Raw genomic sequence first — 18,883 nt, forward strand, 5'->3', positions numbered from 1 at the left:
TAGGCTATCGCCTAACCGACATTCATCTCCCACCTATCGTTGGGCTTCGCCCTTCACACGATTGAGGTGGGAGTCTTCTGTCGGAAAACGATAAACAAGCGCTTTTTCCCAAATAGATCACTTAATTTTCCCATTACTGGTTGCGCAACTGCACTTGATAAATAGTATGTAGAAATGAGCCAAGATGCATCGGAATAAGAAAGTTGAAAATCTTGTTGAATTCTAGAGAGTCCTACGGCGATCATAGAAGAATTTAAAGGATTTAACAAGACTCCAAAAGCCACAGTGGTAATTAACAACATATGTTTTTTCAAAGTTGCACAACTCCCATCACAAGTCCCTATTTGCTAATAGAGGGCTTTCCCTAAAATTCTTGTTGAACTCCTGGACCCGTCCATTTAAAAATTTTTAAAGGCTACCCATTATCTTACTTGACAACCTTTGAAAAATGAAAAAACAACTCATTTTTTGGTACTATGAAAATGTATGAAGAATAATAACATCTAGAAGGGGTATCCCTTCCTTATATGATAAACCAAAATAGCAGACTGTCAAAAAAACATGACTCAATCTCCATTGGCTGTTCTTAAAAATATGTTATCATATAGTTAAACTTTTCAGTTATTAGAGCAAACCAGTATAGTGCTAAAAACAATCTTTTGTGAATAATTTCACTAAATGAAGTGTTTTATCGTTCGCATTGACCACTTTTTTGGTCTCTTATGGTTTTTTGTGTTCTGGTATGACTAAAAAATGGCAGGTTATAGTAGTATGAAAACCCAAATGAAAAGAGAACCTAAGTTATTTAAGGGAGGAAAGCACCCACAAGGAAAATTTCGGTTACCTTTTTTGTAGAAGATCGATCTGTGTTCTTCCTACGATCATTAATTAGGAGGAAAAAAATAATGAAAGTGGGTTTAGCTTTAGGTGGAGGTGCCGTGCGAGGTCTTGCCCATATTGGTGTATTAAAAGTTTTAAAAAAACATCAAATTCCCATTGATTTTATTGCAGGAACTAGTATGGGAGGGGCTATTGGTGGGTTAGTTGCCGCTGGCTTTGATATCGAAGAAATTGAGGATTTTGTTCTTTCGACCCCATCTTACCGTATTGTTGATATAGGGATTGGAAAACGAGGACTTATTGCAGGGAATAAAGTATATGCGTTGTTGCTTCAATTTCTGGAACAAAAAGGAGAAGATATCAGAATAGAAGAGCTTCCTATTCCATTCCGAGCAGTAGCCGTAGATTTAAAAAAGGGGAAGGTATTTATTTTTGATCAAGGTAGTTTGAGTTTAGCCATTCGGGCAACAACTTCCGTGCCTGGGTTCTTTGCTCCTGTCAATTATGATGGCAAGGTATTGGTGGATGGAGGTATTTTGAATAATTTGCCAGCAGATATAGCCCGAAATGAAGGTGTGGATATTGTAATGGCTGTAGATGTGGAAAGGGAACACGAAGAGCGAGAACCACGTAATATGTTTGATGTAATAAACCGTTCCTTATCCCTAATGATGGTTGAAATGAGACGGGAAAATCTTCGTTTTGCAGATGTAGTCTTTCGTCCCCAAGTAGGCAATTTTCAAGCATTCGATATTACAAAAATTAAAGAATGCATAGAAGCTGGCGAACGGGATGCGGAACATAAAATGATGGACGTGATTTCGTTAATCAATAAAGAAAAACACTAATCTTATGAGGAGGATCACTATAATGAAAAACATGATCAAAAAAGGAATGGCATTAGGATTAGGACTTGTAGTGGCGAGTAAAGAGCAGGCTAAAAAAATGGTAGATGAGTTGGTGAAAAAAGGGGAATTGAGCCGTGAGGAGTCAAAAGAATTAGTTGACCAATTAGTACAAAAAGGAAATGAAACGCAAAAAGAGTTGGATCAAATGGTAAGCAAAAGAATCAAAGAATTGTTTGGTGAATTAAATCTAGCTTCCAAAGATGATATTAAGCGATTGGAACAACGGTTGGATCAATTAGAAAATCGAGAAAATAAACCGGATTGAAATAAAAACCTAGTTGTTATGGAAGGAGTGTCTCCTATTTTTGAAAAAAGAATTCGACATTTTCAGCGCTATCGAGATATCGTAGCGGCATTTTCCCGCAATGGATTCGGTTTTTTGATCAAGGAATTAGGACTTCTTGAACTTCTTTCCTTGCCTAAACGATTATTTGTCGAAGACTATCCAGAGATTCATTCAAAAACGTTGGGTGAACGAATTCGATTGTTCTTAGAGGAATTGGGGCCAACTTTTGTTAAAATAGGACAGATTGCGAGTACACGTCCGGATTTAATTCCTGCTGACATCATTCATGAGCTGGAAAAACTCCAAGATCGTGTACCTCCCTTTTCATTTCAAGAGGTAAAAACCATTATCGAACAAGAATTAGGTGTGGCGATTGACTCTGTATTTGAAGAATTTCACGAGTCCCCCCTTGCGGCTGCTTCTATTGGACAAGTCCATTTCGCGGTTTTGAATTCTGGGGAGCGAGTCGCTGTAAAGATCCAACGTCCTAATATCAAAAAAATTATTGAAACCGATTTAGAAATCCTTCAAGAGTTAGCGTTGCTAGCTGAACTACGGTTGAAATGGGCGGCTCAATATCAGCTACGGGATATGGTTGAAGAATTTTCCATGTCTCTTCGAGCTGAGCTGAATTATACCATTGAAGGACGAAATGCGGAAAAGATCGATAAACAATTTGAAAACGATCCGAAAATCCGTATCCCTAAAGTATATTGGAAGTATTCAACGCCAAAAGTGCTGACAATGGAATACATTGAAGGAAAAAAATTGAATGAAATACAAAAAAATGAAGATGAAGAATATAACCATAAAATCTTGGCTGAACGGTTAGTTCATGCTATTTTCCATCAAATTTTGATCGAAGGCTTTTTTCATGGAGATCCCCACCCAGGGAATATCATAGCATTACCAGGAGAAGTCATCGTTTTTATGGATTTTGGTATGGTTGGACGCCTTACTACGGAACTAAAATCTCACTTTGCTTCTTTGGTCATTTCGATGATGCGTCAAAACACAGACGGAGTGATTAAAGCGATTACCCGAATGGGATTGGTGCCTGATGATGTCAATATGCAGCGATTAAGATCGGATGTAGATCAGCTAAAGGAGAAATATTACGATGTCCCTTTAAGTCAGGTCAGTCTTGGTGAGGCGGTAAATGATCTTTTTTCGATAGCCTACCAACACCATATTCAGATTCCAGCAGATCTAATCTTATTAGGAAAAACACTTCTTACCATCGAAGGGACAGTCGAACAGTTAGATCCCGAACTTAGTATCATAAAAATGGCTGAACCTTTTGGCCGACAGCTGCTAAAAGAACGTTATCACCCAAGAAAGGTAGCCGGAAAAGTTTTAAACCATATGTTTGAATATGCGGAAATACTTACGGAATTGCCAAAATCGATCCAACAATATACAACCGTACTAAAAAAAGGGAAAATGCGCATGGAAATTACAATTCCCGAACTTGATCTGTTTTTAACCAAATTAGATCGTATTAGCAATCGATTATCTTTTAGCATTGTCTTACTTGCTTTTAGTATTATTATGGTTGGACTAATTATTGGCTCTGCATTAAGTAGGCAATCGCTCCTTCTCTGGAACATACCGGCTATTGAAATTGGATTTGGAGTAGCCCTATTGATGTTTCTTTGGCTGCTATATTCCATATTCAAATCAGGGAAATTCTGATTTATTTCCAGCAAGAGGCAAGTGTTGGCGTGTGAAAGGGCATTTTTTATAGCACTCATTGGTGCTTGCCAGTTCAGAGGCATTTTTAGCACCGATACGGCTTATTGGTGACCTCTTTTCCCGATTTCCTGTTTTTTTGGTCACCAATACGGCTCATTGCTTTTTCTAAAGCTAAACTGCGGCTTCACAAAAAAGGGTCAACATATAAATTCTGATATTACGAAAAAGGACCTTCCTACCGAAGGAAAGTCCTTTTAAACTATTAAAAACTTTTATGTTGAAATGCTATCCACTTTTGATTAAACAGGATATACCCCATGTTTCCGTTCAGTAAATACAAGATACTTAGACATATAAACATCTAAACGAGCAGCTAATTCTGCGCGCAGACGATTTGGCTCGACGATGTCATCGATGATTAATTCAGAAGCAAGTCGATAAATATCGATATCTTCACGAAATTCCTCCCGTTTTTCCGCTATGAAGGCTGCACGCTCTGCTTCTGGCAGCGCAGCAATTTTATTGGCATAAACTGCATTTACCGCAGCTTCTGGACCCATCACAGCAATTGCTGCAGTCGGAAGAGCAATACAACAATCTGGCTCAAATGCAGGGCCGGCCATCGCATACAAACCTGCCCCATATGCCTTTCGAACGATCACCGTCATTTTTGGCACAGTTGCTTCGCTCATGGCAAAAATCATTTTTGCCCCATGCCGAATGATTCCAGCTTTTTCAACATTTGTCCCAATCATGAAGCCAGGAACATCCGCTAAAAATAATAATGGAATATGGAAAGCATCACAAAGGTTGATAAACTTGGCGGCTTTGTCGGCACTATCATGGAATAAAACCCCCCCTTTTACACGTGGTTGATTCGCGATAATTCCGATCGGCTGCCCATTAAGACGTGCTAGTGTGGTAATCAGCTCTGGGGCAAATAGCTTCTTAATTTCACAAATAGAATCTTCATCAACTACTCTCTCAATTAATTGATACATATCGAAAGGCGCATTTTGGTTCTTTGGAATAATATCTTCCATTGATTTTTCAAAAGAAGCTGGTGCCTTTGCTTCTGCTTTAACAGGCTTTTCCGTAAAATTGTTCGGAAAATACGTTAAATAGTTGCGAGCATAAGTGATGGCTTCTTCTTCTGTTTTGGCCAATACATCTCCACAGCCAGAAACAGAACAATGCATTTTCGCGCCACCCATTTGTTCAAGGGTCACTTTTTCGCCAATGACCATTTCCGCCATTCGTGGTGACCCTAAATACATGGAGGCGTTCCCTTCGACCATCACAACGATGTCGCAAAAAGCAGGAATATACGCACCACCCGCGGCAGATGGACCAAATAATAAACAAACTTGCGGAACTTTGCCTGACATTTTTACTTGGTTATAGAAAATCCGACCAGCCCCTCTACGGCCTGGGAACATTTCTAATTGGTCCGTAATCCTCGCACCCGCAGAATCAACGAGGTAAAACATCGGACAACGCATTTTTTCAGCGGTTTCCTGAATCCGAATGATTTTCTCCACCGTGCGCTTTCCCCAAGATCCAGCTTTAACAGTTGAATCATTGGCCATCACGCAGACAGTTCGGCCATGAATTTTGCCAATTCCCGTTACTACTCCATCTGCCGGAAGATCTCCGGCAAGAACATTCGCAAACATTCCGTCCTCTGCCTGAAGGCCATCGTCAAGTAATAAATTCAGACGGTCACGAACGAAAAGCTTCCCTTGTTCTAAGTTTTTTTGATGATATTTTTCTTGACCACCCTTAATTACTTCTTCTTGTTTTATTTGGTAATCCGATTTTATATTTGTCTCGTTCATTGCAGCCCCTCCTTTTTTCCAGCTCAGACACCCTTCAGATCCATTTATTGTCCTTTATACTGTGGAGAACGTTTTTCAGCAAAAGCGTTCAATCCCTCTAAGCGATCCGCCGTTGGAATGAGTGCATCATAAGCCAATTCTTCCATTTTAAGCCCCGTCGCTAAGTCCACTTCAACCCCTCTATTCATAGCGATCTTTGCCTGAATTAAGGCGAGCGGGCCATTTTTCAACATTGATTCAGCAAGTTCGAATGCTTTTTCTAATAAATCTGAGCGAGGAACAGTGTATTCAAACAGACCGATGGTAGCTGCTTCCTCCGCTGTTAATCGTTTAGCAGTGAAAATCAGTTCTTTCGCTTTCCCTAGACCAATTAAACGTGGTAGCCGCTGTGTTCCCCCAGCTCCAGGAATAATCGCAAGCGAAGTCTCAGTAAGACCGAGCATTGCCTCGATTGCACCGATTCGCAAATCACATGCTAGGGCTAGCTCGAGACCCCCGCCAAAGGCGACGCCATTTATAGCGGCAATGACCGGCTGAGGCAAGTCTTCAATCTCTTTAATAGTGCCACCAATTAAGCGGACCGTTTGTTTTACTTCGGAATCTGACATCCCTTTACGCTCTTTTAAATCTGCACCTGCACAAAAAGCTTTTTCTCCAGAACCTGTTAGAATCACAACTCTAACGTTCGCGTCATTTTTAATGTGATAAACCGCATCATGGAGGTCATACAGCATTTGTTTAGAAAAGGCATTTGCTGCTTCAGGCCGATTCAATGTGACAATCGCAATCCCATCATTCCGTTTTTCTATTTGGACGGTTTGGCGGACTGGTTCATTCAAGATATTCGCCCCTTCCTTCTGCTCGCAAAATATCCATTTGTCGGCTTTTCAACTGCTTTCCAAGCGCTGTCTCTATCAGTTGGCCCGACTTCATTAAGGACTGAAAATCAATTCCAGTTTCAATTCCTAATTCGTGAAGCATATAGACCAAATCATCGGTTGCCACATTTCCCGAGGCACCCTTTGCATACGGACAACCCCCTAATCCTCCTAATGAGCTATCAAAAATGGTAATGCCCATTTCAAGCGATTTCACAATATTGGCTAAGGCTGTTCCTCGTGTATCATGGAAATGCATTGCCAGCTTTTCCGAATCAAAATGTAGCAGCAGTTCGTCAAGCAGTTGTTCCACTTGAGTCGGAACAGCAACCCCAATCGTTTCACCTAACGATAATTCATCAATTCCCATTGAAAACAATTGATCAGCCACTGTTCTTACTTGCGATGGAGAGACTGGCCCATCATAAGGGCAAGCAATTACTGTCGATACATATCCCCTTACTCTTTTCCCAGCTTGTTTGGCTTCTTTTACAACTTCTCCGAGGATGGGATACGTTTCTTCAATCGATTTATTAATATTACTGCGATTATGCCCTTCACTTGCCGACATAAAAATACTCACTTCATCTACATCTACTTCCAGCGCTCGATCCAAACCCCTTATATTTGGAACAAGGGCAGCATAAGTGACACCCTTCTTCCTTTTAATCGCCTTTAAAACTTCCGCTGCATCCGCTAACTGCGGGATCCACTTTGGATGGACAAATGAGCTGACTTCAATATACGAAACGCCTGTTTCTGAAAGGGAATCAATCCAAGCAATTTTATCTTCCGTTGCTACTCGTTCCTTTTCATTTTGAAGTCCGTCTCTTGGGCCAACCTCTTTTACTGTGACCTTTTTTGGTAACTTCAACACTTTACCTCCTACTCTATTTCGATGACCGCATCGCTGTCATTGACAAAATCCCCCTCTTGCACATTTACTTTCGTCACCGTTCCATCCACATCGACCGCAATAGGGATTTCCATTTTCATAGATTCAAGGATGACTACATCCTGACCAGCTTTTACTGGATCCCCTTCCTTTACTAGTACCTTCCATACACTCCCAGCCATACCTGCTGCAATTTTTGCCATTTTCTTTCTCTCCTTTACTTTGTTGATGATAATTGAGGTAAGTAATATTCGTTTACAAATTGAGTTGTCGTATATCCTGATAAGAATTGCTCATGACTTACTGTTTTGATAAGCATTGGAATATTCGTTTTAATTCCCTCTATTTTATAGTTTTCTAACGCTGATTTTATTCTGGCACAAGCCTCTGAACGCGTTGTTCCCCAAGCGATTAACTTGCCTATCATTGGGTCGTAAAACGGCGTCACTTGTGAACCGGCTTCAATGGAGCATTCATTGCGAATACCTTCCCCATGCGGCAATTGAAATTCCGTTATTTTTCCTGGTGATGGATAAAAGGTTTTTGGATCTTCGGCATAAATCCGTACTTCAATTGCGTGTCCTTTTCGCTGAATATCCTCTCTTTTAAAAGAAAGTCGTTGCCCTGCTGCTACTTTCAATTGTTCTTCAACTAGGTCAAGTCCCGTAATCTCTTCGGTTACCGGATGTTCAACTTGTAATCTAGTATTCATCTCCAGAAAATAAAAATTCTGCTGACGATCGACTAAAAATTCAATCGTCCCTGCGTTGGAATAGCCTATATATTGAGCAGCTTTCACCGCAGCATCGAGCATATTTTTTCGTGTTTCTTCATTAATAAATGGCGATGGAGCTTCTTCGACAACTTTTTGATTTCGACGCTGTATGGAACACTCCCGTTCCCAAAGCGGCACAACATTCCCATGTGAATCAGCTAAAATTTGCACCTCTATATGATGTGGCTCTTGAATGTATTTTTCAAGGAACATCGCTCCATCTCCAAAGAAAGACTCTGCACGTTTTTTATTGCCTGCAAACGCCTTAAATAGTTCTTGCTCGGAGTGAACTAACTGCATACCGATGCCGCCTCCACCTGCGGATGCTTTCAACATAAGCGGGTAACCAATTTTTTCTGCAGCCATAACGGCTTCATTTTCACTTTCAAGCGATGTATTGAGCCCTTCAATAATCGGAACACCGGCTTCCTTCATTGTTTTGCGTGCTTCGATTTTGCTTCCCATCATGGCAATGATTTCTGGAGAAGGACCAATGAATACAAGTCCTTTTTCGCTGCATTTTCTAGCAAACTCAGCATTTTCCGATAAAAGTCCATAGCCAGGGTGAATCGCTTCTGCACCACTTTCTTGTGCTACACGAATGATTTCATCAGCATTCAAATAGCTTTGGTTTACAGGAGGCTTTCCGATACAATAGGCTTCAGTCGCTTCCCGCACAAAAAGGGAGTTTGCATCGGCTTCCGAATAAACTGCAACTGCTTCAATCCCTAATTTTTTGCAAGTGCGGATTACTCTTAAAGCGATTTCACCACGATTTGCAATTAAAACCTTTTTGAACATGCTTTCCATCCTTTCTTCTCTTTATATAAGCATGTTGATTCGTTATGCAACTTTTCGCTACTATGACTCTTATTTTACAGATTTTCGTTCAGCAATCTTCTTTTGTATTTGGGCAACGGTTGTCGGATCTTCCAGTCCTGTAATATCACCAGCTACTGTTCCTGATACAATGATTTCTTTTAATAACCGGCGCATAATTTTTCCGCTGACTGTTTTCGGTAAGACATCGGTAAAAATAATCGTTTTTGGACTGGCAATCTTACCAATTTGTTTTATAATATTGTCATTTATCCGTTTTTCTAATTCTTTCGTACCTTCAAAACCATCAACCAGACGGACAAATACTAAAGGAACTTCCCCTTTTATTTCATCAGGAATCCCGATGATAGCACATTCAGAAACACCCTCACATTCGAGTACAGCACTTTCCATTTCCATCGTGCTTAACCGATGTCCCGCCACATTCATTGCATCATCAGAACGACCAACTACCCATAAATAACCATCATCATCGATTAAGGCAAGATCGCTGGCATAATAACTTCCCTTCACTTGGCTAAAATAAGAGGCATAATATCGCTCTGGTTCTTTCCAAAGGGTACGGCACAGCATGGGAAAAGGTTTTTTCATCACTAAGTTTCCTAATTGACCAGGTTTAACTGGATTTCCTTCGTTATCAACAACATCAAACACTGCGCCTAAAAATGGAATACCTGATGAACCTGGTTTCATAGGCGTCAGCCAGGCTGCTCCTGCGATAGGGGATCCTGCTGTTTCGGTTTGACCCCAAGTATTATTGATATATACCTTTTTCTTTCCTAACACTTCATATGTCCAATGCCATGTTTCTGTATCAAAAGGTTCACCCACAAGAGCAATGACATCAAGACAAGATAAATCAAATTCCTCTAATGGTTTTTCTCCGATGCTTTTTAACATTCGGAGTGCGGTTGGGGCGGTAAATAACTTATTCACCCGGTATTTTTCTATTATTTGATAAAAACGAGTCTTATTTGGATAATCAACTGCCCCCTCATAGACAACAGTTGTTACCCCATTCGCTAAAGCACCGGTAATTCCCCAAATATGCATCGTCAACCACCCGATATCAGCAGTACACCAGAAAACATCATCATCGTGGTGATCCAAATGATATTTTGCATATATATAATTTTGAATGACAAAAGCCATTCCAGAATGGACCACACCTTTAGGTTTTCCTGTCGTACCACTTGTATAAAATACAATCCCGCTTTCATTAGCTTCTAATTTTTCAGGTTCACAAACGATGCTTGCCTTTTTTGTAAGTTCGTGCCACCAGTAATCTCGACCTTCTTGCATTTGAACCTCTGTACTCAAACGATTAACAACAATTACTGCTTCAACTGATGGTACTGTAGGTACAACAGCATCCACCTTTTCTTTTAAATGGATCACTTTACCGCGCCGTTCTGTTGCATCTGCAGTTACCACTACTTTAGGCTCAAAATTGATGAGTCGATCTGTCAATGATTTTTCCGAATACCCTGAGAAAATGGAGTTGTAGATCGCACCAACACGAAAACAAGCTAATACGGCAATAATTGCTTCGGCCAGATTTGGAAGAAAAATAGCTACACAATCACCTTTTTTCACACCAAATGATCGAAGGACATTCGAGAATCGATTTACTTCAGCAAGAAGCATATTATACGTGTAAAACTTCGTATCGCCGTTTTCTCCTTCCCAAATAAGCGCCGTGCGGTTACCTGCACCACTATTTACATGTCGGTCAAGTAAATTGATGGAGGGGTTACTAATCCCGTCTACAAAAAAGCGAAAATCAGGGAGCTGCCCACTAATGGTTTCCTTCCAAGGTTCATACCATTCCAGTTCACGTGCTGCGTTATCCCAAAAGGCTCCAGGATCTTCTTGTGATTGACGAAGGAGTTCTTGAAAAGCTTCTGTGCTTCCAATGGAGGTGGAACGTACTTTTTCTTCATTTGGGTATACTAGTTTACTATTTGAAACAACTTGCAAAATTCCAGTTAAATCCATTTTGAATGCTCCTTTATCCTTATATTTTTTAGTTATTTAACAACCGAGATGTTTCGCAATTACTATTCGTTGGATCTCAGATGTTCCTTCCCCAATTTCCATCAATTTAATATCACGCAAATGTCTTTCTACATCGTATTCTTTCATATAACCGGAACCTCCATGAATTTGAATCGCTTGGTTACACACGCGGAACCCAGCTTCCGATGCGAATAGTTTGGCAATTGCCGCTTCTTTTCCAAATGGTTTTCCGCTGTCTTTTAACCAAGCTGCCTTGTAAACTTGGTTTCTAGCTAACTCAAGTTCCATCGCCATATCGGCTAATTTAAATTGAATCGCTTGAAACTTAGAAATACTTTGACCAAACTGGACGCGTTCTTTAGAATACTGAAGGGCTTTTTCGTAAGCTGCCTGTGCAATTCCAACAGATAAGGCGGCAATGGAAATTCTTCCTCCGTCTAAAGTGTATAAAAATTGACTGAAGCCCTTTTTCTCATCCCCAAGCAAGTTTTCTTTTGGAACACGGACATTTTCAAGGATAATCTCACATGTATTCGAGCCGCGTACCCCCATCTTGTCATAATTACAAGAAATCTTTACCCCAGGTGTGTCAGGCGGAACAATAATCGCTGATACGATATTCCTTCCATTTTCTCGCTTCCCCGTGACAGCGGTTACAATTATTGTTCTAGAAAAACTAGCATTGGTAATCCAGCACTTCTCTCCATTGATAACCCATTCATTTCCATTAAGCTCTGCTTTTGTTCTTGTCCCGCCTGCATCAGATCCGGCATTCGGCTCCGTTAATCCAAATGCACCCAGTGTTTTCCCACTCGCCATAGGTACCAGCCATTCTTGCTTCTGCTCTTCTGTTCCAAAATAATAGATTGGGCTCGCTCCTAAACTAGTGTTGGCTGCATAGCTCAACCCAGTGCCACCGCAAGCCTTCCCAATTTCTTCGACAGCAATGATGTAGGAGAGCGTGTCTCCACCACCACCACCGTATTTTTCAGGAAACGGAATGCCTAACAGTCCTAACTCACCTAACTTTTGAAAGGTTTCATACCGCATTTTAGAGGTTTCGTCGACTTCACGGGCATACGGTTTAATCTCTCGCTCAGCAAAATCGCTCACCATTTCTTTTAACATTTTTTGCTCTTGCGTTAATTCAAAATCCATGTTTTTCCCTCCAGCGTAATCGTTTATTTTTGAAATAGCTTTTTTAGAACGGACTAGTCGGTCTTTTTGGTTGGCGAAATACCTCAATCAACCGTTAATGGAGTATTCTGTTTTTTGAGTAAAAACATTTGAGCTTCTTCCTGTCGCATGCCCTGTTCGGTTAATAAGGAATTTAGCATCAAATCATTAAAAATTTGCGCGATAGATTCCATCGATAACGGGCCGTCTTGGTTAAACCATTTATAGGTCCAGTTAATCATGCCAATGATGGCCATTGCCGTGATGGTTGCTGGTACCTCCGTTCGAAAGTCGCCGCTAGCCTGACCCTCTTCAATGATTTTTACGATCCATTTGCGATAATCATCACGTTTTTCGTTTATGCGTTCTGAATATTCTCCTGTCAAATACGTACTTTCTTGATAGAAAACTGTAATATGAGGCTTATAAATATCAAATACTTTCGTCCAGGATTGAATGGTGGCACCTAAGCGTGAAATAGGTGTATTGAATTGATTACTATTTTGAATTTCGTTTGCTTTTTCGAGAACATAGGAGATAAAAACATCGTGGATGTAATAAAGTAATTCATCTTTTGATTTAAAATTGTGGTAAAATCCACCTTTAGAGCTTCCAGATTCTGCAACAATCTGATCCACTGAAACACCGTGATAACCATATTTTTCAAATAAAACTATGGCCGTGTCCATTAATCGTTCCTTCAGCGATTTCTTCGTCACTTTCATCCCCCTTCCGAGAAAAATACTACCATATCATTTTCAATTAATCAATTAATATTATGAAAATTTTATATTTTCTTACTTTACTATTTCCATTTAAATGCCTCTTCATTTTGCTTTTCCTAACAGACACACCATTTTTAAAACAATCTGTGTCTAAGCTCAATGTGCGGCAGCGACTTCTACAGAGCCATATGGATTTAGTCTAGTGGGCTGTAGTTTTTTTGTTTTGTTAGAACTATGGTACATTAATGAGGGAGGTAAAATGCAGTAAACTTGGCTCCTTTTTTAAAAATCCCGCCATAAGTGTTGAACACGGATTTATGGTTGGGGTTGAGTCGAAGTACTGTCCCTTTGTCTCTAATCAAAAGGAGGAGTTACCTTGTTAGAGAAAATAAGTCTTAAGGAAACATATGCAGTTGTTACCGGGGCGTCAAGCGGTTTGGGCTATGCGATGGCAGAAGGTCTGGCTAAAGCTGGTGCTATGGTTGCTTTAGCGTCAAGAGCTGGAAGCAAATTGACGGACGCTGTTCAGAAGCTCCAGCAACAAGGATTTTCTGTTGTTGGATTGCCTTTAGATGTCCGCCAAGAGCAGTCAGTGGACGAGGCGGTACAATGGGTAAAGAAGGAATGGGGACGGCTTGATGTCCTAGTTAATAATGCAGGCATTGGAATGAAAACTGTCAATCCTGACTTTCTCACGGAGCCGCAACCCTTTTTTAATGTTATGCCCGATCGATTTCGCGATCTTATCGATACCAATTTGACAGGATATTTTTTAGTTTCCCGAGGATTTGCCCCCCTCATGGTCGAACAAGGAAAAGGAAAAATCATTAATATAACAATGAATCATGAGACTATGAAAAGAAAAGGGTTTGTTCCCTATGGTCCATCGAGGGCAGCAACCGAATCTTTGTCACTTATTATGGCGGAGGACCTTAAGGAATATCATATTGATGTGAACATGCTTTTGCCGGGGGGCGCTACTGCAACTGGAATGATTCCTGAAAAAACGCGCAGAGAAATCGAAATGAAGTTCCAGCTGCTTGATCCGATGGTTATGGCAGAGCCGGTAGTATTCTTAGCTTCCCGGCAATCGGATGGAATTACGGGAGAGAGGATCGTAGCAAGCGAATTTGAAAATTGGTTTATTAAAAACAAAAGGATGTGATCGGAATGGATAAAAGAAAACTAGGTAAAGACGGGTTAGAAGTGTCTGCTCTAGGACTAGGTTGTATGGGAATGTCTGACTTCTATAGCGGTAGGGATGACAACGAATCCATCAAAACTATCCACCATGCACTTGAGCAAGGTATCACGCTGCTCGATACAGCAGATATGTATGGGGTTGGTGAGAATGAATCATTAGTAGGGCGCGCAATTGCCGGCAAGCGGAGTCAAGTCGTAATAGCTACAAAATTCGGAAGTGTCAGAGGAGAGGACGGATCCTACCTAGGCGTCAACGGTCATCCCGATTATGTAAAAAAAGCCTGTGATGCCAGCCTTCAGCGTTTAGGTGTGGACCATATTGATCTCTATTACCAGCATCGGGTTGATCCTGGGGTTCCGATTGAAGAAACGATAGGGGCAATGGCAGATCTTGTCAAGGAAGGAAAGGTCCGTTACCTCGGGATGTCAGAGGCAAAGCCGGAAACCCTCCGTCGAGCATATGCCGTTCATCCGATTACTGCGCTGCAAACTGAATATTCCCTTTGGAGTAGAGATGTAGAGGACGAAATCCTGCCGACCTGTCGTGAACTGGGAGTGGGTTTTGTACCATATAGTCCTTTGGGAAGAGGGTTTCTGACGGGAGCAATCCAAAAGTTTGAGGACTTGGCACCGGACGATTATCGCCGATTCTCTCCTCGATTTCAAGGAGAAAATTTTCAAAAAAATCTTGATCTTGTACAAAAAATAAAGGAAATGGCTGAGGAAAAAGGCTGTGCAACCTCCCAATTGGCGCTTGCTTGGCTATTAGCCCAAGGAGAAGATATCGTTCCTATCCCTGGAACCAAAAGGGTCTCCTACTTGATGGAAAACATTGGTGCCCTGCAAATAAAATTAACGAACGAGGATTTGCAGCGGATAGACGAAGTTGCCCCAAAAGGCGCAGCTGCAGGGGAACGTTATGAGGAAACAGGAATGAAATCTGTAAATCTGTAAGAGGCAAGAATGGCAAGAGAGACTTCTCAGCTTAAAAGGGCGCTGAAACAGCCTCTAAGTTAAAAGATCACTTGATGAAGGAAATCACTACAGATAAGAACCCGAAGAAACAGGATAAGAAAAAGGCATGTTGAATCGGTTAGACGTAGCTGATAAAAAACCAAGGTGAAAGTAGACCAAGAGCTACGTTAGGATCTAATGTCTGTAATCATAAGTGATGTGATCTACCTTTGAAACATACGGAGTAGCGGGCATGGTAGCCTCAGTTGGCGATGCCAAAGTTTGTGATACCTGGCTTCTCGGCAGAGAACTGCCCGCGGATATCTCCGTATCAAGTTTTGACATTTATTCACCATTATTAAGTATAAAGTCATAATGAAAAAAATAGGGACTCAAACCTACATATTTTTCATAAACCTTATAAAAATGACATAATAAAACCAAATTATTTCTATCAGAATAGACTTTATTGAAAAAATAGGGTATTTTTAAAAAAAATTATTTTAACATTCATGTATGTGTAGACCAGAAATACATCACCGATAATGAAAATAAGTATTTCATTCTCGGTGAATACATTGAAATTAAATTATCCTATCATGCGGTACTTCTTTTAGGATAATCGTTTCTTTTACACTTAGGATTTGGATATGTTTAATCCCCCTTTCCAACAAATCTTTTTCCACAGCATCAAATGCATTTCTTAACCCATCATTTCTATTAGTTATAAAAATGATCAAGTTCAACATTGATATCAATTAAACCAATTATTTTATATTACTTTGGCATATATACAAGTATCTCTTAATTCATTCGTTTCAGCTGACAATCCTTCATTTTTCAAAATGCCTTCCAAGGTAAATCCGATTCTCTCTGGGATAGCTCGACTCTTCATGTTTTTTGAATCACAACGTATTTCCAATCTTCGGGCCTTTAACTCATTTATTGCAAAATCCATAATACCTTGAACTGCCTCTGTCATATATCCTTTTCCGCTGAAACGAGTATCAATCCAGTAACCTATTTCAAACTTTGAAATCGACCAATCTATTCTATGTAATCCACTGGAAGCTACAAATTGCCCTGTTTCCTTTAAAAAAACAAGTAAACGTAGATCCTCCCTCTTTAAAAATTTAATATATGATTCTCTAATATTTATTTCGACTTCCATTTCCGATTGTTCCTTCTGTGCAAATGGCATCCAAGGTTTTAATTCGTTAATAGAAGTCTTTAAAGAATTATATACTGTCTTTCCATCACCTGGTCTCGGTATTCGGATTAACAATCTATCTGTTTCAAATTCCTCTGGAAAATCATATAGTAATGGATTCATATAACATCACCTTTCATTTTTTAATTTTTTATTGAAAAGAATTGGAAAGTTCTTGATAAATTTGGTTTTGGCTGATAATCGATTTCCACTTCAGACACTCACTTTCCGCGGGGCGTCAGGTGAGCCTCCTGTCGCTTTGCTCAAACCTATTCCGATAGCAACCGAGCCTACACCATCCAAATAAATAATTTCACCCTAAACCCTCACAGGATCGGTTTTTTGATAAGAACATAAAACCTGTCAAAATAACAGGGCTTTCTTGACAACTTCCCGCTCTACACACCCAAACCTGTCAAAATAACGAGGTTTTCTTGACAACTTTTCGCTCTACACACCCAAACCTAGTCTTGTCACATTAGCACATAGCCCAAGGCTTAGGTAAGCTGTTTGCCACTAACTCCCCGAGACGTTTTCCGCCTTTGGTCTATCAACAAAAAAGATTCGTTTAAGAGTATTGGGATTCACGCAAAATTTTCCCGCAATTCTGATATTAAAAAAATTTATTCTAAGAAAAACTAAAGGCGCTTATTCACTTCTTCAATGATTAATAGTAACTCTTTTAAATCATCGATAATGAAATCAGCTTCCACTTGATCCCATTGATTATCTTTTTTCCAAATCCCTACCATCCCTATAGTCATAGAAGCTATCACATCATTTTCAGGATGGTCGCCGACATACATACTCTCATTAGCCGAAACACCAAGTTCTCTTAATGCTTTTTGAAAAATTTCAGGGTTAGGTTTCTTAATGCCTTCCCATTCAGAAATGACTATAGTATCAAAATAATCTTCAATCTCCATGGCCCTAATATTATCCATTTGAAACTGTCCCTTTCCATTTGTAATCAACCCTAATCGGATTGATTTTTCCTTTAAACTTTCTATCGTACTTACTAGATTGGAAAAAGGAATACAACTATTATAAAACTCTGATATATAATCCTGTAGCAACCTCTCCCAAGATATTTCACCAATATTGAATTCATTAACCATTTGTTGATACACTTTATCCTTCCAGACATACCCCCGACAATCCAACTCTATAAATCTTGATATGTAAAGTTCTTTCGGAATATGGTCAAGACCTCCATTAAATCTTTCGTATTGATTCTCTATAAATTTTAATACAGAAGCATCTCTATTCAGCAACGTACCATCTAAGTCGAAGATAACAGCTTTAATCATTTTGAAAACACAGCCTTCATTTATTTAATTCCTCCGCCAATGCCCTTATTGCTTCCGTTACTTCTTTTATATTTTCACTGACCATGGGATATCAAGTCTACGATACTTCAACTTTTTCTCTAATTCTTTTTCATATGTTTCATTAAGATTTGTAGGATCATAAAAAACGACATCTACATCAGGTAAAGGGGTTCTCTCGCTAAAATCATGTAGCACATCCCAAATTTTTGATCGTACAACACCTGCACATACCCACCAATCAGGTAAATTCAATGATTTAGTTATTCTTAATATTTCCATCATCCACTTATCCTCTTGTATCAGTAAAATAATGTCCCTATCGTTCCTTATCAATTTCACACCCCCTCGTACAAATTAGTATCTTACTATTTCCCCCTTTTGTATAAATAATCCTTCTTTCACTCTAACGTTTCATTTGCAAGAAAGAAGTCACTGCCAAGAATTCCGTCAAATCCATGCATTTCTCTCACATCGCCGAGTGTGATACGACAACGAGGATTACTCCATTACTATTGGCAAAAGCTAAAAGATGTTTTTGGAAGCTATTCACCCCAAGTGATTTTGAGGGCAAGATGTGTTTTGTTTTTGATTATGATAAAATATGGTGAAGTATAAGGTGAAAGGAATGATATTAATGACCATTCCGAGCGAAAACCAGAAATATTCATATGCTGATTACCTAACATGGGATGAAGGCGAAAGGCTTGAGTTAATAGATGGGGAAATTTTCAATATGTCCCCTGCTCCTTCACGCAGGCATCAACAGGTTCTCAGAGAATTATCTACTGCCTTTTCAGTTTTCCTGCGAGAAAGAGAATGCGAAGTTTTTTTTGCGCCTTTCGACGTACGGCTTTTAGCGGATAACAAACAGGACGATGATATTAATAACGTTGTTCAACCCGATTTGTCAATTGTTTGCGATAAAGAAAAGTTGGATGATAAGGGGTGTAAAGGGGCTCCGGACATGATTATCGAAGTCCTCTCACCTTCATCTGTTAAGTTAGACCGTTGGAAGAAATATCAGCTTTACGAAAAAGCGGGTGTAAACGAATACTGGCTTGTTGATCCAGTTAACCATTCTGTAGAAATACATCTTTTAAACGATGCTCAATACAAGTTTCAAGGAGTCTTTATAAAAGATGATACAGTATCCGTCAATCTTTTTCCCGATTTTGCATTAGATCTGAATCAAATATTTGTATAGATAACTTATTATTTTTAACGGATTTCCGAAAGAAGTCTCCCATCCTCAAGGAATGGGAAGGGCTAAAGCCCAATGAGTAGGTGGGAGATGAATTTTGGTTGGCTTT

18 protein-coding genes are annotated in these 18,883 nt (G+C 39.8%); 6 read left to right on the top strand and 12 right to left on the bottom strand.

Going from position 1 to position 18,883, the window contains the following annotated elements:
- Positions 1-53: 53 nt before the first annotated feature.
- Complete coding sequence (locus J2S25_RS18790; protein ID WP_307192606.1) at positions 54-314, bottom strand: MFS transporter; 261 nt, start codon at positions 312-314, stop codon at positions 54-56.
- Between the two features lie 591 nt (positions 315-905).
- Here J2S25_RS18790 and J2S25_RS18795 point away from each other — a divergent pair.
- From J2S25_RS18795 to J2S25_RS18805, 3 genes are read left to right on the top strand one after another with little or no spacing between them, the layout of a single operon-like run.
- On the top strand, positions 906-1,688 hold the full coding sequence (locus J2S25_RS18795; protein WP_044390856.1) for a patatin-like phospholipase family protein: 783 nt from the start codon (positions 906-908) through the stop codon (positions 1,686-1,688).
- A 22-nt stretch (positions 1,689-1,710) separates the two neighbouring features.
- Positions 1,711-2,013 carry a phasin family protein gene (locus tag J2S25_RS18800; RefSeq protein ID WP_307192607.1) on the top strand — a complete coding sequence of 101 codons (303 nt, stop codon included), beginning with the start codon at positions 1,711-1,713 and terminating at the stop codon, positions 2,011-2,013.
- Positions 2,014-2,031: 18 nt separating this feature from the next.
- Positions 2,032-3,729: an ABC1 kinase family protein gene (locus tag J2S25_RS18805; protein ID WP_307192608.1), complete on the top strand. Its 1,698-nt coding sequence runs from the start codon at positions 2,032-2,034 to the stop codon at positions 3,727-3,729.
- Between the two features lie 299 nt (positions 3,730-4,028).
- On the opposite strand, the gene J2S25_RS18810 is transcribed toward J2S25_RS18805, so the two are convergent.
- The 8 genes from J2S25_RS18810 to J2S25_RS18845 all read right to left on the bottom strand — a co-directional run bounded on the left by J2S25_RS18810 (position 4,029) and on the right by J2S25_RS18845 (position 12,869).
- A complete protein-coding gene (locus J2S25_RS18810) occupies positions 4,029-5,567 on the bottom strand; it encodes an acyl-CoA carboxylase subunit beta (RefSeq protein ID WP_307192609.1) in 1,539 nt (512 codons plus the stop codon).
- Positions 5,568-5,611: 44 nt separating this feature from the next.
- Positions 5,612-6,406, bottom strand: a complete 795-nt coding sequence (locus J2S25_RS18815; RefSeq protein ID WP_084221685.1) for an enoyl-CoA hydratase — start codon at positions 6,404-6,406, stop codon at positions 5,612-5,614.
- Positions 6,399-7,319, bottom strand: a complete 921-nt coding sequence (locus J2S25_RS18820; RefSeq protein WP_439117509.1) for a hydroxymethylglutaryl-CoA lyase — start codon at positions 7,317-7,319, stop codon at positions 6,399-6,401. The genes J2S25_RS18815 and J2S25_RS18820 overlap by 8 nt, the downstream gene beginning before the upstream one ends.
- 11 nt (positions 7,320-7,330) lie before the next feature.
- Complete coding sequence (locus J2S25_RS18825; protein ID WP_044390847.1) at positions 7,331-7,543, bottom strand: acetyl-CoA carboxylase biotin carboxyl carrier protein subunit; 213 nt, start codon at positions 7,541-7,543, stop codon at positions 7,331-7,333.
- A 14-nt stretch (positions 7,544-7,557) separates the two neighbouring features.
- Positions 7,558-8,916, bottom strand: coding sequence for an acetyl-CoA carboxylase biotin carboxylase subunit (locus J2S25_RS18830; protein ID WP_044390976.1), 1,359 nt, complete (start codon positions 8,914-8,916; stop codon positions 7,558-7,560).
- A gap of 69 nt (positions 8,917-8,985) precedes the next feature.
- Entirely contained in the window at positions 8,986-10,953 is a 1,968-nt protein-coding gene (locus tag J2S25_RS18835) for an acetate--CoA ligase (protein WP_044390846.1), read from the bottom strand.
- Positions 10,954-10,989: 36 nt separating this feature from the next.
- Positions 10,990-12,132 carry an acyl-CoA dehydrogenase gene (locus J2S25_RS18840; RefSeq protein ID WP_044390844.1) on the bottom strand — a complete coding sequence of 381 codons (1,143 nt, stop codon included), beginning with the start codon at positions 12,130-12,132 and terminating at the stop codon, positions 10,990-10,992.
- Between the two features lie 83 nt (positions 12,133-12,215).
- On the bottom strand, positions 12,216-12,869 hold the full coding sequence (locus J2S25_RS18845) for a TetR/AcrR family transcriptional regulator (RefSeq protein ID WP_044390842.1): 654 nt from the start codon (positions 12,867-12,869) through the stop codon (positions 12,216-12,218).
- A gap of 382 nt (positions 12,870-13,251) precedes the next feature.
- Between J2S25_RS18845 and J2S25_RS18850 the strand changes: the two genes are divergently transcribed.
- Together J2S25_RS18850 and J2S25_RS18855 are read left to right on the top strand one after the other, a co-directional pair.
- Positions 13,252-14,040: an SDR family NAD(P)-dependent oxidoreductase gene (locus J2S25_RS18850; RefSeq protein ID WP_044390840.1), complete on the top strand. Its 789-nt coding sequence runs from the start codon at positions 13,252-13,254 to the stop codon at positions 14,038-14,040.
- A gap of 5 nt (positions 14,041-14,045) precedes the next feature.
- Entirely contained in the window at positions 14,046-15,032 is a 987-nt protein-coding gene (locus J2S25_RS18855) for an aldo/keto reductase (RefSeq protein WP_044390838.1), read from the top strand.
- A 772-nt stretch (positions 15,033-15,804) separates the two neighbouring features.
- Here the strand turns inward: J2S25_RS18855 and J2S25_RS18860 are convergent.
- The 3 genes from J2S25_RS18860 to J2S25_RS18870 all read right to left on the bottom strand — a co-directional run bounded on the left by J2S25_RS18860 (position 15,805) and on the right by J2S25_RS18870 (position 17,855).
- Positions 15,805-16,365 (bottom strand): GNAT family N-acetyltransferase, encoded by a 561-nt coding sequence (locus J2S25_RS18860; RefSeq protein WP_044390835.1) that lies wholly within the window; start codon positions 16,363-16,365, stop codon positions 15,805-15,807.
- Between the two features lie 515 nt (positions 16,366-16,880).
- On the bottom strand, positions 16,881-17,552 hold the full coding sequence (locus tag J2S25_RS18865) for an HAD family hydrolase (RefSeq protein WP_044390833.1): 672 nt from the start codon (positions 17,550-17,552) through the stop codon (positions 16,881-16,883).
- Positions 17,553-17,618: 66 nt separating this feature from the next.
- Entirely contained in the window at positions 17,619-17,855 is a 237-nt protein-coding gene (locus J2S25_RS18870; RefSeq protein WP_084221692.1) for a nucleotidyltransferase family protein, read from the bottom strand.
- 343 nt (positions 17,856-18,198) lie between these two features.
- Between J2S25_RS18870 and J2S25_RS18875 the strand changes: the two genes are divergently transcribed.
- Positions 18,199-18,777, top strand: coding sequence for a Uma2 family endonuclease (locus tag J2S25_RS18875; RefSeq protein WP_307192611.1), 579 nt, complete (start codon positions 18,199-18,201; stop codon positions 18,775-18,777).
- Positions 18,778-18,883: the final 106 nt, after the last annotated feature.

The organism is Mesobacillus stamsii, from assembly GCF_030814065.1.
In the GTDB taxonomy this organism is placed as follows: Bacteria; Bacillota; Bacilli; order Bacillales; family Cytobacillaceae; genus Mesobacillus; species Mesobacillus stamsii.